Here is a 25527-nt window from a genome sequence, read left to right as displayed (position 1 = left end):
ATCCGGCACGGTCGTGCGCGATTGGGCACAGAGCGGTGGGCTCAAGATTTCCCGCGCCAGGCCGTAGACGAAGGCAGGAAGCGGATGCCGCACGCATCACGCCAGAGGAAAAGGACACGAGAGAATCATGGACAGCGGCTTCGCAATCGACGAACGAACCCGCCTGACGAGCACGAACCAGTTCGAGCTGCTGCTTTTCCGTCTTGGCGCGGCGCCGGGCAGCGAGGTTGGCGAAGTCTTCGGCATCAACGTATTCAAGGTACGGGAAATCCTGAGCATGCCGGCGATCACGCCGATCGCGGCGTCCTCCCCCTACGTGCTGGGCGCCGCGAACATCCGCGGGCAGGTGATGCCCGTGATCGACCTGCCGCGGCTCATGGGCTGCGAGCCGGCCACGGGGCTGAATATCCTGCTCGTGACCGAATTCGCGCGCTCCACGCAGGGCTTCGCGCTCGAAAGCGTGGATGAGATCGTGCGGCTCGAATGGAGTCAGGTGCTGACCGCCGACGTTACGATGGGCAATCGTGTGACGAGCATCGCGCGGCTCGAGAACGACCCCGAAAGCACGAAGCTAGTGCAGGTGGTGGACGTGGAGCAGGTGCTGCGCGACGTGTTCCCGGCGCAGCACGGCGCGGTCGTCGCCGAGGACGTGGGCGAGCCCGCGATGATTCCGCCGGGTGCGAAGGTGCTGGCCGCCGACGACTCGGGTTTCGCGCGCGAGCTGATCGGCCAGAGCCTTAAGGCGCTCGGCGTGGAATACACGATGGCGAAGACCGGCCTCGAAGCGTGGAAGCAGCTCGACGCGATTGCGACGAGCGCGGAGCGCGACGGCGTGCGCGCGAAAGATCGGATTGCGCTCGTGCTGACCGACCTCGAAATGCCCGAGATGGACGGCTTCACGTTGACGCGCAAGATCAAGGCAGACCCGCGCACCGTGGATATTCCCGTGGTGATCCATTCGTCGCTCACGGGCACCGCGAACGAAGCGCATGTGAAGAACGCTGGCGCGAGCGGCTATGTCGCCAAGTTCGCCGCTGGCGATCTGGCGGGCGCAATTCGCAGCGCCCTCGCTGGCAAGCCGATTTACGCGTGATTGCATGATCCGATGGTCGCGCCGGTGGGGCGCGACTTATCTTTCCTGGCGCGCAAACAACCTCCCCAGCTGCGGCTCGCTATCCTGCACCCCCGCGAGCCGCAGCGCGTGCCACGCCATGGCGTAGTTGCTCGACAGCACGGGCTTGCCGGTCTGCGCTTCGATCTGCGGCACGACCGCGGCCACGCGCAGGCTGGTGCACGAGACGAACACCGCATCGGCATCGTCGTGGCGCGCGAGCGTTTCTATCGCACTGCGAATCGAAGTCGCGTCGATGCGCGCTACCTCGTTGTCGTCCGCATGCTCGAACGAGGCCATGCGTGTGACGGCCACGCCGCGCGCTTCGATGTAATCGCGCATGAAGTCGTTGATCGTTCGCACATAGGGCGTCAGCAGCGCTACGCGTCGCACGTCGAGCGAGCGCAGCGCGGCGAGTGCCGCCGTGATCGGCGTGGTGCATTCGATGCCGGGCCGTGCCTCGCGAATGCGCGCCGCGACCTTCTCTTCGCCTATGACCATCGAAGCCGAGGTGCAGCCGAACGCCACCACGTCCAGGCGCTCGCCGGGCAGCAGCAGGCTCACCGCGGGTGCGATGCGCGCCTCGATTTCCGCGAGGCGCGGCGGCGTGATGTCCGGCGAATTCTCAAGGCGGCTCTCGTAGAATGCCACGCCTGGCTGGCGCAACAGGTCGCGCCATTCGTATTCGATCGTATGGTCGGTGGCCAGCACGACGAGGCCAATCGCGGCGCGGCGGGCAATGCCACCGTCGAGCGCGAAATCGAGCTTTGTGTAGGCATCCTTGTGATTTTGCGGCGGTGCGGTCGTGTTCATCTCAGCGTCAATCCTGTCATGTCGAGTTCGGGTTCGCGCCCGGCCATGATGTCGGCGAGCAGTTTTGCGGTGCCGCACGACATGGTCCAGCCCATGTGCCCGTGACCCGTGTTCAGAAAGAAGTTGCGATGGCGCGTGCGGCCGATCAGCGGTGTGCCCTCGGGCGTCATGGGGCGCAGCCCGGCCCAGTAGGTGGGCTGCGTGTAGTCGGCGCCTTGGGGAAAGAGTTCGCGTGCGGCCTGCATCATGGAAGTGAAATCGGCGGGCGTGTGGCGCGTGTCGTAGCCCGCAAAATCCGCGGTGGCCGTGAAGCGCAGGCGCGCGCCAAAGCGCGCCCATGCCACGAGGTGATTCTCGTCTACGCCGCCCATCTCGGGCGGCCGATGCTCGGGAGCGCAGGGGAACGTCGCCGAATAGCCCTTCACAGGATAGATCGCGATCCGGTAACCGAGCGGCCGCGCGAGTATCGGCGACCAGGAGCCGAGCGCGAGCACGTAGTCGTCTCCCTGAATCACGCCGGCGCGCGTGCGCACGCCGGTAATGCGATCGCCGGCGGCTTCGATTGCTTCGATCGGAGCGTCGAATACGAAGCGCACGCCCATACGTTCGCAAACCTCCTTGAGCGCACGCGTGAAGCGGTGTGCATCGCCGCTTTCGTCGCTCGGGCAGTAGATCGCTCCGGCAATGCGCTCGCGCGCGTGGGCAAGCGCGGGCTCGCGCGCGGCGACTGCGGCGGCACCGAGCGTTTCGAGCGGCAGGCCGTTTTCGACGAGGATCGACATGTGGGTGCGGCCGCGCTCGAACGAGGCGGCGTCGCGATAGAGATAGAGCAGGCCGCGGCTGATGAGGTCGTATTCGAGCTGCTCGCGCGCCGTGACCTCTTGCAGTTGATGCTGCGAATAGCGGCATAACCGCACCTTGCGCGAAGTGTTTTCGCGCGAGCGCGCTTCGGTACAGTTGAGCAGGAATTGCGCGCACCATGCCCACATGTGCGGATCGGCCTTCAGGCGCAGACGCAGCGCCTGGCCCTCGACGAACAGCGATTTGAGCAGGATTTTCGGTGCGCGGGGCGAGGCCCATGTATACGAATGGCCAGGAGCGACGAGCCCCGCGTTGGCGAAACTGGTTTCGAGCGCAACGCCCGCGCGTCGCTCGACAACGGTGACGTCGCGGCCGTCGCGCGCGAGGTAGTACGCGCTCGTGACGCCTGCTATGCCGCCGCCCAGCACGATGGTCTTCATTGGCGCCCCTCCATGCGTCTATACAAAGTACCTTCACGCCGCCGCAAGCGCACGCGATTTCTATACGCGCATACCCTATAGCAGTTAAATGGTGGCATGCATCTATTATGGATAAGTCGTTATGCGCCGGTCCCCATGCAAGCTGCGCGCCATGAGCGAGCGAGTCCTGCGGGGCATCGTACCGGACGAATTATTTCGTTTCGCTAACTGACCGCGCGGGCTTGCCTGCGTTGCGGCATCGCCCGGTCGGGTCCACGCTCAGGAGCCGCTCACATGAATCCTCAGAACAATGGCACGCTGCACGCAACCATCGCGCTCACTCTCATTTCGCTTGCCGCGCTCGCGCCTGGCTTAGCACAAGCCCAGACGATCAAGATCGGCGTACCGGTGCCGCTTTCGGGCAGCAGCGCCGCAGCGGGCACGGATATTCTGAACGGCGCGAAGCTCGCGGCCGCGAAGATCAACGCGGCGGGCGGGGTGCTCGGCAAGCAGATCGAACTCGTGCCCGAGGACGACGCGTGCGACGCGCAGACAGCCGTTCAAGCCGCGCAAAAGCTCGTGGATGCGGGCGTGGTTGCCGTGGCGGGCGGCTACTGCTCGAGCGCCGCGTTGCCCGAGTTGACCGCGTTCCACCGGGCCGGCATTCCCTACGTGCTCGATGCCTCGACCAATCCGAAGCTCACGGAAATGGGCTACGACAACGTGTTCCGCACGATTGGCCGTGACGACGAGCAAGGGCCGTTTGCGGCCAGCTTCATGAAGAATTCGCTGCACGTGAAGCGCGCAGCGGTGATCGACGACAACACGACCTATGCGAAGGGCCTCGCGCAGAACACCGTGGAATCGCTCAAGAAGATGGGTGTGGACGTGGTGTACGCCGACTCGATCACGCCGGGCCAGATGGACTATTCGCCGACGCTCACCAAGGTATCGTCGCTCAAGCCGGACGTGATCTACTACACGGGCTATTTCTCCGAGGCGGGTCTGCTCGTGAAGGAAGCGCGCCAGGTGGGCCTCAAGATGACCTTCATGGGCGGCGATGGCACCAATGATCCGACGCTCATGAAAACAGCGGGGCCGGCCGCCGACGGCATGATCATCACGACCGCGCCGCTCGCGCAGTTCCTGGCGGGCGCGCACGACTATCTGGATCAGTACAACAAGTCCTATGGTCAGGGCCCGGGGCCGTACTCGGTGTACGAGTACGATGCCGTGGACGTGACCGCCAAGGCCATCGCCGATGCGAAGTCGGCAAAGCCAGCGGACATTAGCGCGGCGCTGCACAAAATCACGAACTACCCGGGCGCCACCGGGACGATCGGCTTCAATCCGAAGGGCGACCGCAGCCGCGCCGTGTACATCACGGTCGTCGTGCACAACGATCAGTTCGAGCCTTACCAACGCCAGGATGCAAGCGGCAAGTGGGTGGCCATGAAGTAAGCGCCCCGGGCCGTTCATGAGCACCTTTTTCCAGTTCGTTATCGAGGGACTGACGATCGGCTCGTTCTACGCGCTCGTCGCCCTCGGCTACACGATGGTCTACGGCATCATCCGGCTCATCAACTTCGCACACGGGGATCTCTTCATGGTGGGCGCGTTCGTGGGTTGGACCGCGCTCTCCGTGCTCGCGGCCGCGCACCTGCCGCTCGCGCTCGCGCTGTTCCTGGCCTTCGCGGTGGCCATGCTCGCAACCGGCGTGCTCGGCGTGGCGATCGCGCGCGTGGCCTACCAGCCGTTGCTGCGCGCGCCGCGTCTTTCTATTCTCATTACGGCGCTCGCCGTTTCGCTGCTGCTGGAGAATGGCGTGCTGATCGCCTATGGCGCGGGCTTTCGCACTTACCCGCACCTGCTCGCGCATACCGGCTTCGAAGTCGCGCAAGTGCACATCACGTTTGCGCAGATCGGCATTATCGCGGCGAGCTTCGCGCTGATGATTGCGCTGTATTTATTCGTACACCATACGTTTATCGGCACGGCCATGCGCGCGCTCGCGATCGATCAGGATGCAGCGCGGCTCATGGGCATCGACGTCGAGCGGCTCATCCAGCTCACGTTTTTCATCGGTTCGGCACTCGCTGCGGTCGCCGGCGTGATGGAAGGGCTTTTCTACACGCAGATCAACTTCTTCATGGGCTTCGTGCTCGGGCTGCGCGCATTCACGGCGGCGGTGCTGGGCGGTATCGGCAATATTCCGGGTGCGATGGTGGGCGGCTTTTTGATTGGCTTGCTGGAGGCGTTCGGCGCGGGGTATGTGTCCTCGCAGTGGACCGACGTGTTCGTATTCGGCGTGCTGATTGCCGTGCTCGTGGTGAAGCCGACGGGGCTGTTCGGCGAACGCGTTGTCGAGAGGATGTGAGGCATGCGCGCACGCCTTGGGCAAACCCAGCAAACCTCGTGGGTCGTCGCCGTCGTGCTGATCGCGGCGGCGACCGCGTTGCCGGCCTTCGCGAGCGGCTATATCGTCGATGTCGGGCTCACCATCATCACCTATGCGATCCTGGGCCTCGGATTGAACATCGTCGTGGGCTACGCCGGGTTGCTCGACCTTGGCTACGCGGCGTTTTTCGCCATTGGCGCCTATACCACGGCGCTGCTCGAAACCCTGCTGCATTTCTCGTTCTGGGCGACGCTGCCATTCAGCCTCGCATTCGCGGGCGCTTCCGGTGTCGTGATCGGCTATCCGACGTTGCGTCTGCGTAGCGACTATCTCGCGATCGTCACGCTCGGCTTTGGCGAGATCACGCGCATTGTCGCCACGAATCTCGACATTACCGGCGGCCCGAACGGCATCTACGGCATCGATCCGCCGAGCCTGTTCGGCTTCGAGTTCAGTTCGCCGCGCTCGGTATACGTGCTGGGCATGGCGTTCTTCGTCGTCGTGCTGGTGTTCGCCGTGCGGCTCGGGCGCTCGCGCCTCGGGCGCGCGTGGACCAGCATCCGCGAGGATGAAGCCGCTGCCGAGGCCGTGGGGGTTGCGACCTTGCGCGTGAAGATGCTCGCCTACGTGTTAGGCGCGCTGATTGGGGGCCTGGCCGGCAGTCTCTTCGCCGCACGCTTCGGCACGATCGATCCCACGGCGTTCACGTACCTGCAGTCGGTGACGATCCTCATTGTCGTCGTGATGGGTGGCCGCGGCAGCATTCCCGGCGTCATACTCGGGGCGCTGATCGTTGCGGGGCTGCCGGAAATGCTGCGCTTCCTGAACCTGTGGCGTATTTTCGGTTTTGCCGTTGCGCTCGTCGTGCTCATGTTGTTGCGTCCGCAAGGATTGTGGCCCGCGCGCGTGAGACGCGCCGCGCCGAGGCCCGAGGAAGAGACGTTGGCGCACGAAGCAGAAGCCGCGGAAGCGGCGGGCAAGGAAAGTACGGCGGCCGTTTCTCTCGCCGATAGCGGTGGCCTCGAAGCCGCCGCCGCGCGCGAAACCCTGCTCGAGGTGCATGACCTCGAGCGCCGCTTTGGCGGCGTGCGTGCGATCGGCGGCATCAGTTTTCAGGTGCGCGGCGGCGAGATTCTCGCGCTGATCGGCCCGAATGGCGCGGGCAAGACCACGGTGTTCAACTGCCTGACGGGCGTGATCCGCCCAAGCAGCGGCCGCCTCGTTTGGCGCGGCGAGCCGCTTGCCGGCGGCGCGCCCCATCGCAACGTGCATCGCGGTATTGCGCGCACGTTTCAGGGCATCCGGCTTTTTAACCACATGAGCGCGTTCGAGAACGTGCTGATCGGCATGGATCATCGCTTGCACACGGCCCTCGTGGCGGAGCTGGTGGGCACGCGCGCGGCGCGCACCGAGGCCGCCGAACACGCGGCGCTCGGGCAGCGCTGGCTCGACCTCGTGGGGCTGGGCGCGCGCGCAAGTGAATATGCCTCGGACCTTCCGTATGGCGATCAGCGCAGGCTGGAAATCGCCCGGGCGCTGGCGAGCCAGCCGCGCCTGTTGCTGCTCGACGAGCCCGCCGCCGGCATGAACCCAACCGAAAAGCACGCGTTGATGGCGCAGATCCGTCGCATACGCGACCTGGGCGTGACGGTGCTGCTGATCGAGCACGACATGGCGCTGGTGATGGGCGTGTCGGACCGCATCATCGTGATGGATCATGGCGAGATCATTGCCGAGGGCGCGCCCGCGAAAATTCAGAACGACCCGGTGGTGATCGACGCCTACCTCGGCACGGCCGAGGAAGACGACGGACCGGACGGCGCGGACGGGGAGAAGTCGCTATGGAGTTAGACACGACTGGCAAACTCCTCGACGTTCGCGACCTGCGCGTGAATTACGGGAACATCGAGGCGCTGCACGGCATTTCGCTCGACGTTGGGCCGGGCGAGATCGTTGCGCTGCTCGGGGCCAACGGCGCGGGGAAGACCACGACGCTGCGCACCATCTCCGGGCTGCTGCGCCCGCGCGGCGGAGGCATTGCGTTCGAGGGGCAGACGCTCGTCGGGCTGCCGTCGCATCGTATCGTCGCGCTTGGGATCGGGCACGTGCCGGAAGGACGGCGTATTTTCGGCGGGCTGACGGTCGAGGAGAATTTGCGCCTTGGCGGCTACCTCTTGCGGCGTGACGCCGGCGCGCTCGATCAAGGGATTGTTCAGGCATACGAAACGTTTAGCAGGCTGCGCGAGCGCAAGGATCAGCTCGCGGGCACGCTAAGCGGCGGTGAGCAGCAGATGCTGGCGATTGCGCGCGCCCTCATGCTCAAGCCGAAACTCGTGCTGCTCGACGAGCCATCCATGGGGCTTGCGCCCAAGCTCGTGCGTGCGATCTTCGAAGTGATCGCGCGCATCAGCCACGCGGGCACGGCGGTGCTGCTCGTGGAACAGAACGCGCGCCAGGCGCTGCGCATTGCGAATCGGGCGTATGTGCTGGAAGGCGGCCGCGTGGCGCTCGCAGGTTCGGCCCATGAGCTGGCCGACGACAACCGTGTGCGCGCCACCTATCTTGGCGGCAGCGCGGCGGCGCAGGAGGGAGGGGGCGCCTAGGTGGTTCGCCTGAACGCATTCATCGGATATACTAAGAATCATTCTCGTTTGCATTGGCAATTCATCGTCTTTTGATGCAAAAATCAGCGAAGGAATATTCGATCGTGGACCAGATCTGGTGCCATCGACCTGAAAGCACGCAGCGCACGCTCGAACGACCCATCTTGGCGACAAGCTATGAATACGGTGCAGGCGCGAGGCAGTGGCGCTCGCACGATCAGGCACAACTCGTTTTCACGACGAACGGCGTGCTGCGCGTGACGACGCCCATCGGCATGTGGACGCTTGGGCCGCATCGTGGCCTGTGGATCGCGCCGCGCGTGGGCCATGAGTTGATCGCGACGAGCGCGGTGCGCATGCATAGCGTGGACTTCAGGCCGGAGGCGTTCCCGTGGCCGGAATCCGAATGTCACGCCGTGACGGTTTCGTCGCTGCTACGCGAACTGGTGGCGGCGATGGTCGAAGACCGCGAGCGCGACGAGGAGCGCCGCTACGCGCTCATGACCCCGCTGTTGCTCAGCGAAATGCGCGATTCACGCGAGGCCTCGGGCGGAGGGTTGCCGCTGCCGCTCGACCGCCGTTTGCGGCAGATTTGCGACGTCCTGCTGGCGGACCCGGCCAACGGTGACTCGCTCTCCGTCTGGGGCGAGCGCGTGGGGGCGAGCGAGCGCACGCTCGCGAGGCTCTTCAAGGACGAAACTGGGTTGACGTTCGGCCACTGGCGCCAGCAGTTGCGCATCGTCGAGGCGGTTTCGAAGCTTGCGCAAGGGGTGCGCGTGGCGGAGATCGCGACGGAGCTTGGCTACGCGAATTCGAGTGCGTTCATCACGATGTTTCGCAAGACGATGGGCGAGACGCCCCAGCGGTATTTGAAAAGCGAACCGCGTTGAGGCGAGCGTGCTCTCGTGGCCCGCTTACATTTGCCGGAACAAGTGTGCGTATTGCCGGCTTACCGCGAGCGCGCCGGCATGGCCGCGCAGTTGCAGCGTCATCTTCCCGATCGCGCTGACCGAGGCGCTTTCCACCTGATCCACATTGACGACCGTGCCGCGGTGAACTTGCCAGAAGCGTGCGGGGTCAAGTTGCGCGCACAACTCTCGCAGGCTCGTGCGGATCAGCAGTTCACCGCTGCGCGTCGTCACCACGACGTACTTATCGGCTGCTTCGAAGTACAAAACATCGTCCACCGGCACCATGCGGATGTCGTTGCCGCTGGATGCGCGCAGATAACGCAGCGGCGGTTCGCGCGGGGCGCCATCCGCATTGCCTGCTCGCGCACCGGCCCGCGCTTCGCGAACGTCCTGCGTAATCGCTTCCAGTTGACGCAACACGCGTTGCAGATCCGCCTGCATTTGCGGCGCCTCGGCGTCGCTTGCCGCCGATCGCGCGAGCCGTGCGCGCAGGCGCTCCACCGTGCGTGCGAGCCGCGCGGTTTCCACGGGTTTGAGCAGATAGTCGATGGCCGCGGCCTCGAAGGCTTCGAGCGCATAGGCGTCGTAGGCGGTGACGAACACGATCTGCGGCGGTGCGGCGAGATTCGCGCAGGCGCGCGCGACGTCGAGGCCGGTCGCGCCCGGCATGGCGATGTCGAGGAACGTGACGTCGGGCTCAAGCGCACCGATGCGCTCGATGGCTTCGTGGCCGTTGCTGGCCGTCGCCACGATGCGCAATTCCGGCCACACGGCGGCGAGTTCTCGCTCCAGTGCGGCCGCGATCAGCGGCTCGTCCTCGGCGATCAGCGCGGTCGGGGTGTCGGGCGCGCGGCGCGAGGCGTCACTGTGTCGTGCCATATCGCCGGGCGCGTGGCGTTTCATGATCGGGACTCCTGCGCGACTGCACTTGCGTCAACGACATTGCGCAGAGGCAGCCGCACGCGCGCAACGAGGCCGTGCGGCACGTTCTCGATCAGCATGAGCGAGGCCTGCTCGCCATAGAGCGCAGCAAGCCGCTCGCGCACGTTCACGAGCCCGATGCCCGCGCCCTGGGTGCCCGGCGTCGCGCCAAAGCCCGGGCCTGTGTCGATCACGGTCAGATCGACATGCTCGTCGACGCGCTGTGCGCGGACGTCGATTCTGCCACCCTCGACCGCGCCCTGAATGCCGTGCTTGAGCGCGTTTTCCACGAGCGGCTGCAGCAGCATGGGCGGCACCGGGAGGTCGGCGCAATCGCGCGGCAGGTCGAGCGTGTAGGCGAGACGCGGGCCGATGCGCATGGCGTGCACGGCGAGCATCGCGTCGAGCACCTTGAACTGCACCGCGAGCGTTTCGCTTTGGGCGCGCGAGGCCTCCAGCGTCGCGCGCAGGAAACGGTTCAGGCTTGCAAGCAGGTCGCGCGCGCGAGGGGGATCGGACGCGATCAGGCTGTCGAGCGTCGCCAGCGTGTTGAAGAGAAAGTGCGGCTCGATTTGCGCCTGCAGCGCCTGCAGGCGCGCGCTGAGCGCCGTGCGCTCGGCGGCCTCCTTTTGCCACGCCGTGCGCGCGACCTGTTCGCTCAGCTCGGCAATGCGCGTGCGCGACCAGCCATACCAGGTGACGAGCAGCGTGGCGGTGAGCGCGACCCAGCCAGTGAGCGCGAGCTCCTTCGTCGCGAATGCGTGGCGCAGGCCGATCCCGAGCAGCACGCTCGCAATGCCGCGCCCGAGCGCCGAGCCGAGCACGATGGCGAGGACCATCACGATGGCAAGCCGCGGGCCGGTGAGCGCGTTGTGGCGCTGCAGATAGAAGCGGGCGATGTCGAGCAGCAGCATGATCGAGAGCCCGATCGCCTGGCTGAAGACGAGGTTGTCGATGAATCCATGAAAGCCAGCGGCGGTGAGCGCGACGGCGATCAACACGTTCCCGACGACGACGATCGCCCCCTCGCGCGCGAACCCTGCCAGCAGGACGTTGGCCGACGGCGCGCTCAGGCGGGCGGCGGCGTTCGGAAACTCGACGTGCGTGCCAGGAATCATGCGATCCAGCTCGTGACGATGAGGTTGAGCAGCCGGTGCGGCGTCGCAATGGCGGCGAGGCCGGCAGCGATGAGACCGAAGAACGAACCGCGCATGGCGAGGCGATGGCCGCGGACGTTGCCGTGGCGGATCGCCCAGATAGCACGCCCGACGCTTGCGAACGTCAGCAGCGAAAGGCCGTGCACCCAGGACAGATGCCCCGGATGCAGCTCACGGATGTCGAGCGAACTGAGCGCGGCGGCGAGCATCGTCAGCGCCCAGAGGCGGCCGAGCCACTTGTGCCGCGCGCTGCCCTTTTCGGCCAGCATAACGGCGGTTCCGAGTATGACAGAAAGCGTCGCGGCGACGATGTGCGCCGCAATGATGGCAGACATGCTGGCTCTCCTTGGCGGGTCGAGCGGGGGCGATGTCTGCAGTGTGGTGAGCGGGAGAGGGGTGAGCGAGGCGCTTGCGACGAACGGTGGAGATACGGGCGCGAACGGAGATTGGGTGGCGCGAACCGCGGGCAAGCGGACCGCACAGCGTCACTCAACCCGGCGGCGCGCTTTCGATTTCCCGCAGAATCTCATCGAACGGTGCAGGTTTCACGAGATGCCGGTCGAAGCCCGCCTCACTCGCGGCCTGGCGGTCGCGCTCCTGGCCGTAGCCCGTGAGCGCGATCAATTGCACGCGCGCGGTGGCGGGCTCGGCGCGCAGCGCCTTCGCCAGCGCGTGACCGTCCATGCCGGGCAGACCGATGTCGAGTATCGCCACGTGAGGCATGAAAGTTTGCGCGAGCGCGAGCGCGCTCGGGCCGTCGTGGGCCACGCGCACTTCGTGGCCTTCGAGTTCCAGCAGCATGAGGAGCGACGAAGCGGAATCGACGTTGTCGTCGGCGATCAGCACGCGGCGGCGCTGCGGCACGGTTTGTTCCCCAGCGTCTTGCGTCGGCTCGCGCGGCGCTTCGCAGTGCGGCGAGCGCGCGAGCGGCAGACGCACGACGAATTCCGAGCCGAGCCCAAGTCCGTCCGACTGTGCGCCCACCGAGCCGCCATGCAATTCGGCGAGTTCGCGCACGAGTGCGAGGCCGATGCCGAGGCCGCCGTCGGCGCGCTTCACGACCTCGCGCGACTGCATGAAGAGGTCGAACACGTAGGGCAGTTCGTCGGGCGCGATGCCGATGCCGTTGTCGCGCACGCGAATCAGGATCTCGTAGACGTCCGCTTCGAGCCGCAACGTGATCTGGCCGCCTTCGGCGGTGTACTTCGCGGCGTTGGAAAGCAGGTTGCTGATGATCTGCGCGACGCGTATCGCGTCGCCGGTCACGTGGCACGGCTCGCAGTCGATCTCGACCGTGAGCGTTTGCGACTTCGCGTCGAGGAACGGGCGGCTCGTTTCCACGGCGATCTCGACGATCTCGCGCAGGTCGAGCGTGCCCATCTGCAGCGTGATCTTGCCGTGAGAGATGCGCGAGACGTCGAGCAGATCGTCGACGAGGCGCCCGAGATGCTCGACCTGGCGGCTCGCGATCTGCCGCGCGTCGGCGCGCATGGTGTCGTTCGCGCCGTGGCGCGGGTCGAGCAGTTCGATGGCGTTGCGTATCGGCGCGAGCGGATTGCGCAGTTCGTGCGCGAGCGTCGCGAGAAAGCGGTCTTTGCGGCGGTCGGCGTCGCGCAGCGCTTTTTCGGCGGCGTAGAGGCGCAGCAGTGCGCGCACGTTCGCCACCAGTTCGGCGGGCTCGACGGGTTCGGTGAGGTAGCTGTCGGCGCCGCCGTCGAGCGCGAGAATCTTGTCGCGCGTTTGCACCGCCGCGGCGGAGGTTTGCAGCACGAGCGTGGAGTTCGTTTCCGGGTCCGCCTTGATGAGGCGGCACACCTCGATACCGCTGATGTCGGGCAGCTTCACGTCGAGCAGCACGATCGCCGGTGCTTGTTCGCGCACGGCTTCGAGCGCGGCGTGGCCTGTCGCGGCTTCGATCACGGCGTAGCCGGCGTGGCGCAGCACGCGCGACTTCACATAGCGCGCGCCTTCGTTGTCGTCGACGTTGAGGATGAGCGTGGCGTGTGCGTTCATGGCGCAGTGTCCCCGGACGTCTCGGGTTCGTCCTCGACGGACGTAGCGAGGCGCACCGGCAGGTTCAGGCGGAACGTCGAGCCCACGCCGGGCTCGCTTTCCACGCCCACTTCGCCGCCCAGCAGCGCCGCGAGCTTGCGGCACAGCGGCAGGCCAAGACCCGTTCCCTTCACGCGCTGCTGCAGGCGGTTCTGCACCTGGCCGAACTCCTCGAAAATGATCTGGTGGTGTTCGGGAGCAATTCCGATGCCCGTGTCCGCGACAAAGAACGTGATCCTCGCGTCGTCGCCATCGCCGGGCATGCACTGGGCGCCGACGCGAATCTGCCCGTGCTCGGTGTACTTGATCGCGTTCGAGACGAAATTGCGCAGGATCTGCGTGAGCTTGGGTTCGTCGGTGTAAAGCTGCGGCAGGCCTGCCGTGGAGACGAATTCGAGCGTGACGTGCGGCGTGTCGAGCAGCGGCATGAGCATCGTGCGCAGCGCGGCGAAGAGGTCGGCGGGATCGAACCATGCGGGAACGACTTCAGTCTTGCCGGCTTCGATCTTCGCGAGATCGAGCAGGTCGTTCACGGTTTCGCCCAAGGTTTCCGCAGACGAAAGAATCAGCCTGACCTGGCGCTCCTGCTCCACGCTCAGGTCGCCGTCGAGCCGGTTGAGCAGCAGGTTGGCGAGCGCGCGGATCGAACTGAGCGGCGTGCGCAGTTCATGGCTCATGTTCGAGAGAAAGCGCGTTTTCATCATGTCGGCGCGGCGCAGTTCCTCGGCGCGCTCGTCGAGTTCGGCGTAGAGCGCCACCACACCGCGGTTGGTCGCCTCCAGCTCCTGCGTGAGGCGCGAAAGTTCTTCCTGGCGTTCGCGTAGTTCGTCGAGCGCCGTGACGAGTTCGCGGTTCTGCTGCTGCAGTTCTTCGAGCGAGTCGCCGTGCGCGCCTTCTTGCGGACTGCGTGCGGACAGTTCTCGCACGATACGCTCGAGCTCCGTGCCGCACACCGCGCCGCGCTCGTGCGGCAAGTCGCGGGCCATGGTGACAGTCGTGCCGCTCGCCGAGGAGCGAATGGCGAAGCGGTCCATGAGGCGCCGGCTGCCCGTAATGCCGAGGCCCATTCCGCCGGGTGAGCGGTACGTACCGTCGAGCACGGCTTCGAGTTCGCGCACGCCGGGGCCGTGGTCGCTCACCTGCACGGCGAGCGCTTCGCGTGGCCGCTCGTCGTCGAGCGCGAAGGTGACTTCGCCGCCGTCCGCATATTCGAACGCGTTGCGGGCGATTTCGGAGACGGCGCTCGCAATGCGCGTCTGGTCGAGCGGCGAGAAGCCGAGCCCGGCGGCGAGTTCGCGCGCGCGGCGGCGCGCGGCGACGACGTCCTGGGCGGTTTCAAGCCGGATGCGCAGCAGGGGCTTATTCATGGTTCAACTGTACTCCGGGGCGAGCACGCACGACGACGACGGTGGCGTCGTCGCGCCGGCGCGCGAAATCTCGGTAGAGGACGGCCGCGATCACGACGGCGGGCTGGTTGGCGAGTCCGGGCCAGGCGGCAAGATCCCAGCGGGTGCCGATACCATCCGAATGCAGGACGAGGAGCGCGTTCTCGCCCCACGTCAGCTCGAACTCCTGGGTGCCGCGCATCGTGTGGCCCACGATGCCATTGCGCGAGACGAGCTGGTAACACTCGCGCGCGCAAGGCGCGCCTGCGCTGGCGGGCCGGTGCGTGTGGCCGGCTGAGGCGCGGCTGTCGACGGGGCGGCGTTCCGCGGGCCGGCCCGCGCCATACGCGACCGCCGAGATGTTGCCCGTGCCGCAGAACGCGAGCGCGCCGCGCGCGAGATCGATGCGCACGAGCGCGAGCGCGGCGCCGCGCGTGGGGCGCAGCGCCGCGTGCGAGAGTTCCATGAGCGCGGCGGGCGCGAGCCCGGCGCGGCGGCGCAGCACGTCGAGCGCGGCCGCGGCGGCCACGTGGGCTTCGGCGCCGTGGCCGAGGCCGTCGGCGAGCGCGAGCGTGAGGCCGCTCTGGTCGGCCTGCGCCTGCCAGCCGTCGCCGCAGACTTCCTCGCCGGGATAGGGCACGCACACCCCGCCGATCTCGGGTCCGGTGAATGCCGCGTGGGCTGCGTGGCCGCCGCTTTTTTGCACGAGCGCGCGCAGCACGGTGCCCGTGCCCCGCTGCGAGTAGACGGCGAACTGGTTCGAAAGCCGGCGGATCGCGCCGAGCCCGGTGCCGGGCGTGCCGGTTGTGGAGTGGCCGTCGGCGAGCGCGGCGCCCACGTCGGTCATGCCAGGACCGCTGTCGAGCGCGATCAGCTCCACCGCGCCTTCCAGCGCTCGCACGAGCAGCTCGCCGTGGCCGGCGTGCTTCAGGATGTTGGTGGCCGCTTCCGTGAGCACGATGGCGAGGCGCCCGGCGTCGGTCTCGGTGAGCGCGGCAAAGCGCGCGGCTTCGGCGGCACCGCGTCGTGCGTAGGCGACGCCGCTTGCGTCGCCGATCTCGAAGGACCGGTGGGTGCCCCCGGCGGAGCCGGCCGCGCCGTCTAGCGTATTTTCCATTTCGTGATGGTGACCGTCGTGCCGTCACCCGGAGTCGATTCGATCGTGAACTCATCACACAGGCGCCGCGAGCCGCCAAGGCCCAAGCCCAGGCCATTGCCGCTCGTGAAGCCGTCCTGCAGCGCGCGTTCGATGTCAGCAATACCCGGACCCTGATCGACGAACGTGAGCCGCAGGCCCACGCGCACGCCGCTTTCCAGCACTTCCAGCCGCGCGTCGCCGCCGCCGCCATACTGCAGTGTGTTGCGCGCGAGCTCGCTCGCCGCCGTCACGAACTTGGTCTGCTCGATGAGCGAGAACCCCTGCGCGATGGCGGCGTCGCGCACGATCTGTCGTAGCCGGACGATTTCCTCGTCCGAGCGCAGGCTCACTTGGGCCGCGAGCCTTCCGGTCGTGTCGTTGCTATTCATGATCGAATGCAAGAGACGTGCTAGCCAACGGAGTCATGGGACTCAACGGAGCTGGCGTTGCTTGAGCAGCGCCATGCCTTTTTCGACGTTCAGCGCGGTGCGCACGCCCGAAAGCGTGAGACCGAGCTCGACCAGCGTGATCGCCACCGACGGCTGCATGCCGACCACCACGGTCTGCGCGTCGAGCACCATCGCCATGGCGGCCGTGTTGCTGATCATGCGGCCGATGAACGAGTCGACCACGTCGAGCGCCGAGATGTCGATCAGCACGCCCTTGGCCGACTCCTTCACGATGCGCTCGGTGAGGTCGTCCTGCAGTGCGATCGCGAGGCGGTCGTGCATGTCCACCTGGATCGTGACGATCAGGCAGTCGCCGAGGCGCAGAATCGGAATGCGTTCCATCGTGTGCGGTTCCCGTGCGTCGTGCGGTCAATGGCGATCAGGCCGTGGCCTTCGGCGTGATGATGGTCGCGCCGATGCGCTGCAGCGCAATGACGAAGGCGTCGGCGAGCGTGGACTTGGTGATGACGTTGGTGAGATCGACACCCAGGTGCACGATGGTCTGCGCGATCTGCGGACGGATGCCGCTGATGATGCAGTCCGCGCCCATGAGGCGCGCGGCGGCCACGGTCTTGAGCAGATGCTGCGCGACGAGCGTGTCGACGGTGGGCACACCCGTGATGTCGATGATCGCGAGGCTTGCGCCCGTGTCGACGATCTTCTGCAGCAGGCTCTCCATCACGACCTGAGTGCGCGCGGAGTCGAGCGTGCCGATGAGCGGCAGCGCGAGAACGTTTTCCCAAAGCTGTACGACAGGCGTGGAGAGTTCCAGCAACTCTTCCTGCTGGCGCGCGATGATCGCTTCGCGGCTTTTCTGGAAGACGTCGGTGGTGTAGAGGCCAAAGCCGTCGAGTAGCAGATTCACCTGCCAGCTCACCTGGGCGAGTTCGGCGGGATTGTGCGAATACGCTTCGCGCAGGCGCGCGTAGAGCGGCTCCTTGAACGAGAACACGAAGGTGGCCGTCTCGAGCGGCGTGTAGCCCTGACGCGCGCGGTGCGCCGACATGTCTGCCAGGAACGCGCGCACCGGCTCCCACTCGGGGCGGCTCGAATCGAAGGTTTCGGTGGTGGGCAGCGTGTCGAGAAAGATATTGAGGAACGCGGAGAACTGCTCGCGAATTTCCCCTTCCATCGCGAGGCCGCGGCGCAGCGCGATCGGCAGATGCAGGCGCAGCCATTCGGCGAGCAGCGTGTCGCGATGCTGGCCGAGGATGTCCGCAATGCGAACCTGTTCCGGTGTGTTCATGCGATCTCCTGAGCGATGGGGACGCGCCTCGTCGTCGAGACGAACCGCTGAACCTTACACCATCGTATCGATTCGATCCCAATCAAGTTGAAATTGGATCGCGATTGAATCAATCGCGATTGAACCGATTACGCGGACATGCAAGGCGAGCGAACGGGCGGGCGTGAGGCTGCATGCGTTTTTCGTGCCCGCTTGCTCGTGCAACGACTGCTGGGCCTGGCGCGTGCGGGTTTTTTCCACTTTGCCGTGACGCGCTTGTAGTTTTTACAGAGCGGAGGTTGCGCGACAGATTCGTGAGCGCTGTTGGGACGAGGTTGGGCGTGATGCCATCGGATGGTATGTGTCTTGCTTCATAGCTTGCGCCAATCACAATCCGGTCCGCACCGAGGAGCACCGCAGCCATGGAGCCCGAATCCCTTTCTCGCCAGCAATCGCCGTTATCGACGACGTCCGCGCCACTGGGAGGCGTGCTCGCTTCTGACGAGAGTGCGTTGGAGGAGCGCGTTGAGGATAGCGACGCCGACCCGATGCCGGCCGTGCTTTCGCGCTTCTCGTTTTGGGTTGCCTGGCTGTTCGGCCTGGAGGCGTTCCTCACGGAGTCCGATGCGCGTGCGCGCACGCCCCGCGCTTGAATGCACGAGTGGGGCGTTCCGCACGATCAGCACGAGCCGCACAGCGATCCGACCTGACCGCGCCCGACCCGCTAGACTGAGCGCTGGCGTGCGCTCGAGCGATGCGTCTGGCTTGCGGCGCTCACGCGCCGGGATGCCGGTCGCGCCGGATCGACGATTTTGCGCCGCCTCGCCCCTCCCGCCATTGCCCAGAGATATCGATGACCAGGCTATTTCGCATGACCGCGCTCGTTGCGTGGTGTCTGTCGTTCCTGCCCGCCACGGCGGCATTTGCTCAATCGGCCCAGGTGGACCAGTCGGACCCGCAGGCGCTCATCAAGACCGCCACGCAGCAGGTGCTTGACGAGGTGCGCACGAAGTCCGTCGCGCCCGACGACATCGCGCGCATCCAGGACATCGTCAACCGCGACATTCTTCCGTACGTCGATTTCCGCCGTACCACGCGCCTCGCCATGGGGCCGCACTGGCGCACGGCTACGCCCGAGCAGCAGGCGCAGATCGAGCAGCAGTTCCAGCTATTGCTGATCCATCTCTATTCGGGCGCCATCGCGCAACTGAAGCCCGACCAGAAGATCGACTACCCGCCCATGCGCAACTCGCCCGGCGACACCGACGTCGTGGTGCGCACGCTTGCGCAGACCAACACCAATCCAGTCGAAATCGATTACCGCTTGTACAAGACACCGCAGGGCTGGCGGCTTTATGACCTGAACGTGCTCGGTGCGTGGCTGATCCAGACCTATCGCCAGCAGTTCAACGAGAAAATCCAGCAGGGCGGCGTGGACGGGCTCATCCAGTTCCTCGCTGCGCGAAATCAGGAGCTTGTGTCGGGCAAGACGCAAACGCAGTGACGCGGGGTTTTTGCGCTTCGCTCTCGCGACCTGCGAAAATCTGGACGGCCGCGCCCGACGCGCATGGGCGCAGTACCATTTTGAGGCGCGCCCCGTGCGTGTAGAGGGGCCGTGCGCTTGCCCGAGCTAGCGCGGCCCAATGTTTTCTTTCTTTGCCGACCCGATCCGACATGAATTTTCCGCTGCCGCCGCAGGGCAGACGTAACCGGGTGTTTCCGCCAAGCCCGCCCACGCTGCACAGCCTCGCCTCCGTCATAACCGGCGTGGTCGTGGTGTGCGGCCTGTACTTCGGGCGCGCGGTGCTGATTCCCATTACGCTCTCGGTGCTGCTGAGCTTTCTGCTGGCGCCGCTCGTGACCACGCTGCGGCGCTTTCATGTGCCGCAATTCCTCGCCATCCTCGTTGCGGTGCTCTCCACCGTGCTCGCGCTCGCCGGCGTGGGCGCGCTGATCGCCGCGCAGATCTACCAGCTTTCCGCCTCCCTGCCGCAGTACCAGGAGGAGATCGAGCAGAAAGTGCAAACGGTGCAGGAAAAGACGGTAGGCCGCGCCGATTCGCTCATGTCGCGCGCCGCCACCGCGCTGCAGCGCGTGACGCCCACACCGCCGCCCGCGCCGCCGCAGCCGCGCGGGCGCGCGGCGCGCAACCAGCCGCAGCAGCCCACGCCCGTGGAGATCCATACGCCCGCGCCCACGCCGCTTACGCTCGCGCAAAAGGCGCTTGCCCCGGCTATCGCGCCGCTCGAAACGACCTTCATCGTGCTCGTGGTGACGATATTCATCCTGTTCCAGCGCGAGGACCTGCGTGATCGGCTCATCAGCGTGTTCGGCTCCGACGACCTGCACCGCACCACGACCGCCATCAACGACGCCTCGCAGCGGCTCTCGCGCTACTTCGTCGCGCAACTCGGCGTGAATGTCACGGTGGGCGGGGTGATCGCGCTGGGGCTGGCGGGCATCGGCGTGCCGGGCGCGCTGCTGTTCGGCGCGGTGGCGGCGCTCATGCGCTTCGTGCCGTACATCGGCATCTGGATCGCCGCGATCATGGCGACGATCGTCGCCGCGGCGACGCAGCCGCAATGGACCATGGGCGTTTCGACGCTGATCTTCTTCATCGTCGTGGACGTGGTGGCGGGGCAGTTCGCCGAGCCGATGCTCTATGGCCGGCGCTCGGGGCTCTCGCCGCTCGCTGTCGTGGTGGCGGCGATTTTCTGGAGCTGGCTGTGGGGGCCGGTGGGGCTCGTGCTTTCCACGCCGCTCACGCTGTGCATCGTCACGCTGGGCCGCTACGTGGACCGCCTGAACTTCCTCACGATCCTGCTGGGCGACCAGCCCGCGCTCACGCCCGCGCAAACCTGCTACCAGCGCCTGCTCGCCGACGATCCGCACGAGGCGCTGCTGCAGGCCGACCGGCTGCTCACGACCATGCCGCTCATCGACTACTACGAACAGGTGGTGTTCGAGGGCTTGCGCTTCGCGCGCAACGACGCCATACGCGGCGTGCTGCCCGCCGAGCAGGTTGCGCGTATCAACCAGGCGCTGCTCGATATTGTCGAGGACCTCGAATCGGTAGACGATTCGCGCCACGCCGCAGCCGAAGACGAGAGCGCGAAACGCGCCGCCGAGTCCGCCGAACGCGCGGACGAAGGCGCGAGAGTGATTGAGTTCACGCTCTCGCCGGATGCGGGCGAGGTGCTCTGTGTGCCCGGACGCGGCGCGTTCGACGATGTGGCGGTGGCGATCGTCGGCCAGTTGCTCATGCGGCGCAATATTCCGTGTACGGCCACCACTTACGACGAAGTGCGCGCCACGCGCGGGGCCATGATCGATGAGCGCTCGCCGGCCATCTGCGTGGTGTCGCTCGACGCGCCCGAGTCGGCGCCGTACCTGCGCAATCTCGTGCGGCGCCTGCGCGAGCGCGCGCCCGACGCGACCATCGTGGTGGGCATCGGCGCGTCGCTGCGTGACGACGGCGCTGGCATTGCCGATGACCCCGGCACGCTCTTTCCCAACTCGCTGCGCAACCTCGTGGAGGAATGCGGCGTGGCGCTCGTGCCGGCGCACGTGCCGCCACCCGAAAAGAGGGCGCCAACGCCGGATATGCAGGATCAATACAGCGCCGGCGCGAAATTGTGACAGTCATGCCAGTGTCACATTGAACCTCGAATATATGCGGCCCTGTGCCCCCTGGTTGCGGCATGAGAGTTACTAGGAGACGACCGTGCTGAGCCCGAAGGAATTCGCCACACTGATGCTGGTCCGCCATTCGCCGGACCAGATCGACATGAATCGCCAGGAATTGGACACGCTGCTCGAGCGTCAGCTGGTCGCGCTCGAGCAATGGACGGAAGGTCACCGCCGGCTGTCGCTCACGATTGCCGGCCGCTCACTGCTCGAAGCGGTGGGGCGGCTGGACTATGTGACGGGCCTGCCTGAGGGATTTGGCAACGAACGCCTTGCCGCCGGCCTTTGACGCCTTCGCAGTAAGCCTGCTTACGGCCCGGCTGGATGCCGCGCCGTGTTCTTATGCGAAACACATCTCTACGCGTGCATTTGTTGAGGCATGCCAGGTAATTGTGTGCTTTTGCCCACGCCTGACGTCGTGATCGTCTTGTGTCCCCCAAAGTACGCTGATAGGCTTGTTCGGTCCGCTGGCGGCATCGAGACAACGCCGGCGCACCCAGTCTTACGGAATGGTTGCGGCAGGCGTTTTCCTGTACGGGTATCTCCCCATCGCCCGGCTTGATGGCGCTCGTCAAACTGACTCCATCCTCCAGAGTCTTTCCCAACTCACCTACCCCCTAAAGCAAAAGGAGGATCTATGGCAAAGCGTATTGCCTACGTGACCGGCGGCATGGGCGGCATCGGAACGGCCATCTGCCAGCGTCTGCACAAGGATGGCTACACGGTGGTCGCGGGCTGTGGCCCGAACTCGCAGCGAAAAACGCGCTGGCTCGACGAGCAGAAGGCGCTGGGCTACGAGTTCATCGCGTCCGAAGGCAACGTGGCCGACTGGGACTCCACGGCCGTCGCGTTCGAGAAAGTGAAGAAGGACGTCGGCGAGATCGACATTCTGGTCAATAACGCGGGCATCACGCGCGACGTCGTCTTCCGCAAGATGACGCACGAAGACTGGGTCGCGGTGATCGACACCAACCTCACCAGCCTCTTCAACGTGACGAAGCAGGTGATCGACGGCATGGTCGAGCGGGGCTTTGGGCGGGTGATCAACATTTCGTCGGTGAACGGGCAGAAAGGCCAGTTCGGTCAGACGAATTACTCCACGGCCAAGGCCGGCATTCACGGTTTCACCATGGCGCTCGCGCAGGAAGTGGCGACCAAGGGCGTGACGGTCAATACCGTTTCGCCCGGCTATATCGGCACGGACATGGTCAAGGCGGTGAAGCCCGAAGTGCTCTCGAAGATTGTCGACAGCATTCCGGTGCGGCGCCTCGGCGAACCGATGGAAATCGCCTCGATCGTGGCGTGGCTCGCATCCGACGAATCGGGCTTCTCGACCGGCGCAGACTTCTCGCTCAATGGCGGTCTGCACATGAGCTGAGCGTCGCCGCGGCTCTTTGTGCGGTGCTTGTGAGCACAACGAAGTAATCTGGCGGGAGCGGCGTCGAGCCGGCTCCCGCTTCGTATTTTGGGGGGACGGTTTGTTTAACGGCTGGCTGGGCAGTCTTCACCCCCCGTCACGATGCTCCACGGACATTTGCACGACGCTCCTGTTCCGGTAGCCTCGCATGATCCACAATCGTCGACGCCAGGCCTCGGCAGGCCTGGTTCGCTATCTCAGCGTAGTCCGCGAGTGGAGGTGGGCTTAGTGCGTCGCGCGTGCTTCGTAGCCGGTCGGCGCGCTCTTGAGCACGAGCGCAACCAGTTGGCGCCGGGTATCCACACCCAGCTTTTCGAACGCACGCTTCGCGTATGTGTTGACGGTCGACGCCTTGACACCCATGGATTGCGCGATGGCCTGAGTCGTCATGCCATTGATCAAGGACGAGCACACGTGCGCTTCGCGCGCCGTGAGCTTGCCGTGGAGCTGCGGAAGCCACTGCGCCAGCGGGTTCTTCTCTGTCACATCTGGAGAGCCGCCGTCCAGCGAAATCGCGCCGGCAAGCCGATGATGTGCGGCCGAAAGCGGCAGCACCACGCGCGCGAGGTGTTTGAGAAGGCTCAGTTCCTTTAGCGAAAACGGCGGAAGGCGGCGCACCCGGGCCACGGACATCGAATACGTCGTGCCGTCGATCAGGCGCGTCACGACGCACTCGTCGTGAACGTCGACAACATCAAAGAAGAGATGCTTGAGCTCGCTCGCGACCTTCTGGGGCGAGATCTGGACGAGCTTGACCTCCTCCTCGGCGGTGACGCCCCGGTACGTTGCGTCGTCGTTCGCATAGCTCTGATAGTAGAGCTGCATCACCTGCGCGACCAGATCCTGTTCCCGCCCAAAGCTGCCTATCCAGCCAACGCTGCGGTGTGTCGACGTGTGCCGTTCATAGTCGAGATGCACGGCGTCGCAGTCGACGAATTGCACGACACTTTCGTACAACGCCCGAATGAACACTGCCGATCCCACGGCCTGCGCGACATTGCCCAGCATCTCGGTCACTAAGGCAACCTGGCCGAGTTGAAGGTCTGGAACGCTATTCGCCATATTCACGACGGTCTGCTCACTTCTGTATTGCGATGGCGGCATAGATATCACGAAAAATAATGCCTGCCTACGCGGAATTCTCCGGAGCAACCGAGTATCTGCGTTCGCGCTTGTCCTGCTTTTGCTGGACAGACGGCGCCCGGACGCGCAGATAAAGTTCCTCACGTGCTGAAGAGCGGTGGGGACGTTTCGATGAGTCATCAAGCAAAATCCGGCGACGAATCTCGTGTCCTCACCAAAATTGCCGGGCAGGCGTGTGCCGCCCCCGAATGGTGATATCGAGTTTCGTTGACTTTGCATCGTAGCGGGGATGCGCTCCGCGCTGCGCGGTCGAGTACCACAATCAGGAGACTTTTCATGCGTGCCCGTTTTCGTCGTCGTGCCCTTGCCATGATCGCGCCCGCCCTGGCCGCAAGCTTGCTGATCACGGTGGCCGAGCCCGCGCAGGCCGGCGATACCGAGCTGAACGTCTACAACTGGTCTGAATATATTGCCAGCGACACGGTGCCCAATTTCCAGAAGCAGACTGGCATTCATGTCCGCTACGACAGCTATGACAGCGACGACACGCTCCAGACCAAACTGCTCGCTGGGAGTTCGGCGTATGACGTCGTCGTGCCGACGTCGAACTACCTTGCGCAGCAGATTCGCGCCGGTGTCTACCAGAAGCTCGACAAGTCGCAGATTCCCAACCTCGCGAATCTCGATCCTGCGCTCATGAAGCTGGTCGCCCAGGTCGATCCGGGCAATCAGTACGGTGTGCCATGGGCGTGGGGCACCACGGGGATCGGTTACAACGTGCAGGCAGTCCGCAAGCGGCTAGGTGAGAATGCGCCGCTCGATAGCTGGGCGCTCCTGTTCGACCCGGAGAACCTGTCGAAGCTCAAGGGCTGCGGCGTGTCACTGCTCGACGCACCGGACGCCGCCTTTGCCGCGGCCCTGCAGTACATGGGCCGCAATCCGAACAGCAACAATCCGGCCGACTATCAGGCGGCCTATGACTTGCTGAAGAAGGTGCGCCCGTACGTGACGCAATTCAGTTCGGCGGGCTATCCGGATGACCTCGTCAATAACGATGTTTGTGTGGTGCTCGGCTGGTCCGGCGACGTGGGCCTCGCGCGCAGGCGGGCCGTGGATGCGAAGAAGTCCTATGAAATCAAGTACGTCAACCCGAAGGAGGGCGGCCTCCTGTGGTTCGACGTGATGGCGGTGCCGAAAGACGCACCGCATCCGGAAGCTGCCATGAAATGGATCAACTATATCGAGGATCCCAAGGTCAACGCGCAGATCACGAACGAGATCTTCTATCCCACCGCCAACAAACCCGCGCGGCAACTGGTGACGCCGGCTATCGCCCAGGATCCGGACGTGTACTTGCCGGACAGCGTCTTGAGCAAAATGACGCTCGCCATGCCGCGCAGCGCTGATATTGCGCGGCTGCAGAACCGTCTCTGGCTGCAGTTGAAGTCCGGCGGCTAAAGCCAGGCCTTCGAACAACGGGCGTCGCGCGTACTGTCCTGCGACGGCGCCCGCCCGAATTCAATCCCCCGCGCGACGCCTTGTAATACGTCGATCCGCATGCCCCGGCATGCGGCGGGGACGCTCGTTCCGGAAATCTGTGCAACGGCGCTATCCGCCAGGTCCAGTCATGAAAGAGAACGTCGTCGATTTGTCCTTTGGAAGCGGGCAGGGGCGCCATGGGCGCGTGCCACACGACGCATTCGTGCGTATCGAAAACGTCGTCAAGAAGTTCGGCGAGAGCATCGCCGTGGACAACGTGAGCCTGAATATCGCCAAGAACGAGCTTTTTGCGCTGCTCGGCAGTTCGGGCTGCGGCAAGTCCACCCTGCTGCGCATGCTCGCGGGCCTCGAATCGGCTACGTCGGGCCGCATCTTCGTCGACGGCGAAGACCTCGCGTCGCTGCCCCCGTACCGCCGTCCCGTGAACATGATGTTCCAGTCGTATGCCCTCTTCCCG

Annotated in this window: 25 protein-coding genes; 13 read left to right on the top strand and 12 right to left on the bottom strand. The window is 65.4% G+C overall.

The window, feature by feature from the left end; translation table 11 throughout:
• Positions 1 to 127 precede the first annotated feature (127 nt).
• A complete protein-coding gene (locus JMY28_RS35460; protein WP_201700548.1) occupies positions 128 to 1093 on the top strand; it encodes a chemotaxis protein in 966 nt (321 codons plus the stop codon).
• A 36-nt stretch (positions 1094 to 1129) separates the two neighbouring features.
• Here JMY28_RS35460 and JMY28_RS35455 read toward each other — a convergent pair whose 3' ends face one another.
• Both JMY28_RS35455 and JMY28_RS35450 read right to left on the bottom strand, forming a co-directional pair.
• A complete protein-coding gene (locus JMY28_RS35455) occupies positions 1130 to 1924 on the bottom strand; it encodes a maleate cis-trans isomerase family protein (protein ID WP_201700547.1) in 795 nt (264 codons plus the stop codon).
• On the bottom strand, positions 1921 to 3165 hold the full coding sequence (locus JMY28_RS35450) for a D-amino acid dehydrogenase (RefSeq protein WP_201700546.1): 1245 nt from the start codon (positions 3163 to 3165) through the stop codon (positions 1921 to 1923). Before JMY28_RS35450 ends, JMY28_RS35455 begins: the two co-directional genes overlap by 4 nt.
• 273 nt (positions 3166 to 3438) lie before the next feature.
• Between JMY28_RS35450 and JMY28_RS35445 the strand changes: the two genes are divergently transcribed.
• From JMY28_RS35445 to JMY28_RS35425, 5 genes are all read left to right on the top strand, one after another.
• On the top strand, positions 3439 to 4605 hold the full coding sequence (locus tag JMY28_RS35445; RefSeq protein WP_201700545.1) for a branched-chain amino acid ABC transporter substrate-binding protein: 1167 nt from the start codon (positions 3439 to 3441) through the stop codon (positions 4603 to 4605).
• A gap of 16 nt (positions 4606 to 4621) precedes the next feature.
• Positions 4622 to 5521: a branched-chain amino acid ABC transporter permease gene (locus JMY28_RS35440; protein WP_201700544.1), complete on the top strand. Its 900-nt coding sequence runs from the start codon at positions 4622 to 4624 to the stop codon at positions 5519 to 5521.
• 3 nt (positions 5522 to 5524) lie between these two features.
• On the top strand, positions 5525 to 7393 hold the full coding sequence (locus tag JMY28_RS35435; protein WP_201700543.1) for a branched-chain amino acid ABC transporter ATP-binding protein/permease: 1869 nt from the start codon (positions 5525 to 5527) through the stop codon (positions 7391 to 7393).
• Positions 7384 to 8145 carry an ABC transporter ATP-binding protein gene (locus tag JMY28_RS35430; RefSeq protein WP_201700542.1) on the top strand — a complete coding sequence of 254 codons (762 nt, stop codon included), beginning with the start codon at positions 7384 to 7386 and terminating at the stop codon, positions 8143 to 8145. The genes JMY28_RS35435 and JMY28_RS35430 overlap by 10 nt, the downstream gene beginning before the upstream one ends.
• Positions 8146 to 8309: 164 nt before the next feature.
• Entirely contained in the window at positions 8310 to 9035 is a 726-nt protein-coding gene (locus JMY28_RS35425; protein ID WP_236597194.1) for an AraC family transcriptional regulator, read from the top strand.
• A 24-nt stretch (positions 9036 to 9059) separates the two neighbouring features.
• Here the strand turns inward: JMY28_RS35425 and JMY28_RS35420 are convergent, their stop codons facing one another.
• The 9 genes from JMY28_RS35420 to JMY28_RS35380 form a co-directional block, all read right to left on the bottom strand.
• A complete protein-coding gene (locus JMY28_RS35420) occupies positions 9060 to 9935 on the bottom strand; it encodes a LytR/AlgR family response regulator transcription factor (RefSeq protein WP_201700593.1) in 876 nt (291 codons plus the stop codon).
• Between the two features lie 20 nt (positions 9936 to 9955).
• On the bottom strand, positions 9956 to 11095 hold the full coding sequence (locus JMY28_RS35415; protein WP_201700540.1) for a sensor histidine kinase: 1140 nt from the start codon (positions 11093 to 11095) through the stop codon (positions 9956 to 9958).
• Positions 11092 to 11469 carry a DUF2306 domain-containing protein gene (locus tag JMY28_RS35410; protein ID WP_201700539.1) on the bottom strand — a complete coding sequence of 126 codons (378 nt, stop codon included), beginning with the start codon at positions 11467 to 11469 and terminating at the stop codon, positions 11092 to 11094. Before JMY28_RS35410 ends, JMY28_RS35415 begins: the two co-directional genes overlap by 4 nt.
• 154 nt (positions 11470 to 11623) lie before the next feature.
• Positions 11624 to 13147 (bottom strand): ATP-binding response regulator, encoded by a 1524-nt coding sequence (locus JMY28_RS35405; RefSeq protein ID WP_201700538.1) that lies wholly within the window; start codon positions 13145 to 13147, stop codon positions 11624 to 11626.
• Positions 13144 to 14553, bottom strand: a complete 1410-nt coding sequence (locus JMY28_RS35400; RefSeq protein WP_201700537.1) for an ATP-binding protein — start codon at positions 14551 to 14553, stop codon at positions 13144 to 13146. Before JMY28_RS35400 ends, JMY28_RS35405 begins: the two co-directional genes overlap by 4 nt.
• Positions 14546 to 15688, bottom strand: coding sequence for an ATP-binding protein (locus JMY28_RS35395; protein WP_201700536.1), 1143 nt, complete (start codon positions 15686 to 15688; stop codon positions 14546 to 14548). Before JMY28_RS35395 ends, JMY28_RS35400 begins: the two co-directional genes overlap by 8 nt.
• A complete protein-coding gene (locus JMY28_RS35390; protein ID WP_201700535.1) occupies positions 15673 to 16098 on the bottom strand; it encodes an anti-sigma regulatory factor in 426 nt (141 codons plus the stop codon). Before JMY28_RS35390 ends, JMY28_RS35395 begins: the two co-directional genes overlap by 16 nt.
• A gap of 42 nt (positions 16099 to 16140) precedes the next feature.
• Complete coding sequence (locus JMY28_RS35385) at positions 16141 to 16500, bottom strand: STAS domain-containing protein (protein ID WP_201700534.1); 360 nt, start codon at positions 16498 to 16500, stop codon at positions 16141 to 16143.
• A 37-nt stretch (positions 16501 to 16537) separates the two neighbouring features.
• Positions 16538 to 17404 (bottom strand): STAS domain-containing protein, encoded by an 867-nt coding sequence (locus tag JMY28_RS35380; RefSeq protein ID WP_201700533.1) that lies wholly within the window; start codon positions 17402 to 17404, stop codon positions 16538 to 16540.
• Between the two features lie 401 nt (positions 17405 to 17805).
• Between JMY28_RS35380 and JMY28_RS35375 the strand changes: the two genes are divergently transcribed.
• The 5 genes from JMY28_RS35375 to JMY28_RS35355 all read left to right on the top strand — a co-directional run bounded on the left by JMY28_RS35375 (position 17806) and on the right by JMY28_RS35355 (position 22448).
• Entirely contained in the window at positions 17806 to 18036 is a 231-nt protein-coding gene (locus JMY28_RS35375; protein WP_201700532.1) for a hypothetical protein, read from the top strand.
• A gap of 200 nt (positions 18037 to 18236) precedes the next feature.
• A complete protein-coding gene (locus JMY28_RS35370) occupies positions 18237 to 18887 on the top strand; it encodes an MlaC/ttg2D family ABC transporter substrate-binding protein (RefSeq protein ID WP_201700531.1) in 651 nt (216 codons plus the stop codon).
• 170 nt (positions 18888 to 19057) lie between these two features.
• Complete coding sequence (locus tag JMY28_RS35365; RefSeq protein WP_201700530.1) at positions 19058 to 21022, top strand: AI-2E family transporter; 1965 nt, start codon at positions 19058 to 19060, stop codon at positions 21020 to 21022.
• An 85-nt stretch (positions 21023 to 21107) separates the two neighbouring features.
• Positions 21108 to 21359 carry a hypothetical protein gene (locus tag JMY28_RS35360; protein ID WP_201700529.1) on the top strand — a complete coding sequence of 84 codons (252 nt, stop codon included), beginning with the start codon at positions 21108 to 21110 and terminating at the stop codon, positions 21357 to 21359.
• A gap of 348 nt (positions 21360 to 21707) precedes the next feature.
• Positions 21708 to 22448 (top strand): 3-ketoacyl-ACP reductase, encoded by a 741-nt coding sequence (locus tag JMY28_RS35355; RefSeq protein WP_201700528.1) that lies wholly within the window; start codon positions 21708 to 21710, stop codon positions 22446 to 22448.
• A 264-nt stretch (positions 22449 to 22712) separates the two neighbouring features.
• On the opposite strand, the gene JMY28_RS35350 is transcribed toward JMY28_RS35355, so the two are convergent.
• The gene (locus JMY28_RS35350) at positions 22713 to 23495 is read right to left on the bottom strand and encodes a helix-turn-helix transcriptional regulator (RefSeq protein WP_236597196.1); all 783 of its coding nucleotides are present in this window, start codon (positions 23493 to 23495) and stop codon (positions 22713 to 22715) included.
• A 411-nt stretch (positions 23496 to 23906) separates the two neighbouring features.
• Between JMY28_RS35350 and JMY28_RS35345 the strand changes: the two genes are divergently transcribed.
• On the top strand, positions 23907 to 25028 hold the full coding sequence (locus tag JMY28_RS35345; RefSeq protein WP_201700526.1) for a polyamine ABC transporter substrate-binding protein: 1122 nt from the start codon (positions 23907 to 23909) through the stop codon (positions 25026 to 25028).
• Positions 25029 to 25197: 169 nt separating this feature from the next.
• Positions 25198 to 25527, top strand: a 330-nt coding sequence (locus tag JMY28_RS35340) for an ATP-binding cassette domain-containing protein (RefSeq protein ID WP_236597193.1), incomplete at its 3' end; no start/stop codon positions are given.

The organism is Paraburkholderia hiiakae, from assembly GCF_904848665.1.
Taxonomy (GTDB): Bacteria; Pseudomonadota; Gammaproteobacteria; order Burkholderiales; family Burkholderiaceae; genus Paraburkholderia; species Paraburkholderia hiiakae.
The sequence above is the reverse complement of the archived record's forward strand: the minus strand, read 5'-3'. Positions and strand labels throughout refer to the sequence as shown.